Annotated in this window: 2 protein-coding genes; both read left to right on the plus strand. The window is 65.0% G+C overall.

Going from position 1 to position 1273, the window contains the following annotated elements; genetic code table 11:
• Nucleotides 1–112: 112 nt before the first annotated feature.
• Nucleotides 113–706 carry a hypothetical protein gene (locus AB5Z52_RS17130; RefSeq protein ID WP_368267151.1) on the plus strand — a complete coding sequence of 198 codons (594 nt, stop codon included), beginning with the start codon at nt 113–115 and terminating at the stop codon, nt 704–706.
• A gap of 12 nt (nt 707–718) precedes the next feature.
• Nucleotides 719–1273 (plus strand): hypothetical protein (locus AB5Z52_RS17135; protein WP_368267152.1); only part of this gene is annotated, 555 nt, incomplete at its 3' end.

A 1273-nucleotide genomic window follows, 5' to 3' on the forward strand; every position in this document is an offset into this window, starting at 1 on the left:
AGCCCATGGCCCTGACCATCGAACAGCTCGACGAGTTCATGAGCCGCGACTTCACGGACGTGGAGACGAAACCCTTCACCCACAACGAATAACCGAATAGAGAGGCACGGTCATGGCATACCAGCTGGCTCAGGCGTACGTGCAGATCGTGCCCAGCATGAAGGGCGTGGGCAAGGCCATCGAAAGCGCGTTCGACGGGCCATCCAAATCGGTCGGCCAGAAAGCCGGCGACACCGCCGGCGGCGGCTTCTCCAGGGGATTCTCCGCGAAGCTCGGCGTGATCAGCGGCATCATGGGCAGCATGGGCCGGGTCGGCTCGGCGATTCTCGGCGGCATGAATGCCGCCATCGCCAACGTGAAGCGCATGCTCGGCATCCACTCCCCCTCACGCCTGTTCCGCGACCAGATCGGCATGATGATGGGCCTTGGCCTCGCCAACGGCATCGACGCTTCCGCACGCTATGTGAACGCCTCCATGGGCAGCATGATCGGCGGGCTCATGCCCGACATCAACGACCTGCTGCCCGCCAACCGCACGTACGACGCGGCCACGATGAACCGGCGCATGGTGTACACGCCGTCCACGGACGCCATGCAACCGCAAGCGGGCGCGTCGAACGTGAACATCACCAACTACTATCCGCAGGCCGACCCGTGGCCACTCGCCACGAACGACAGTCTCGACAAGCTGACGGTCGGAATCTAAAGGGGGTTGCTTATGGCCGGTGTCGATTACGCGCTCAACGGCGTGGCCCTCGACTCCCAGTATTGCCGGGTCACGTTGGGCAGCACCCTGTTCGCTGGGGTCTCCGTGTCCCGCAGCAAGGTCAGCGCCCCGTTCCGGCATGGCACGATACCATCCGGTTTCGCCCCATCGTTCGAGGAACGCAGCGTGACGCTCAAGGTCACCGCGTTCCGTGCGGGAGCATTGGGCCGCGCTGATGCCGCGGGTTTGGATTCGAGCCGCCTGGCGCGCCTGTGCACGGCACCAAGCCTGACATTGGGCCGTCGGGTCAACGGGCGGAGACAGCAGGCCGTCGTGGAGCTCGCCAGTCTGGAGGCCTACGACGGAGGCACCGTGCTGGACAGGCTCACCCCGTTCACGGCGGTGTTCGCCATGCCCCAGGTGTGGTGGCGCGATCCGGTCGCGTATGACCGTCAGGTGGCGGCGAACACAACGGACTGGCTGTGGCCGTCAGCCATGCAATGGCGGCAGGAATACTGGACGCGCTGGAGTGGCGCGGCGAACGATTCGACCAGTCTCATGGCGGAT

It is taken from the genome of Enterococcus sp. RTP21361st1_A6_RTP21361_211029 (assembly GCF_040910045.1).
Classification (GTDB): domain Bacteria; phylum Bacillota; class Bacilli; order Lactobacillales; family Enterococcaceae; genus Enterococcus_D; species Enterococcus_D gallinarum.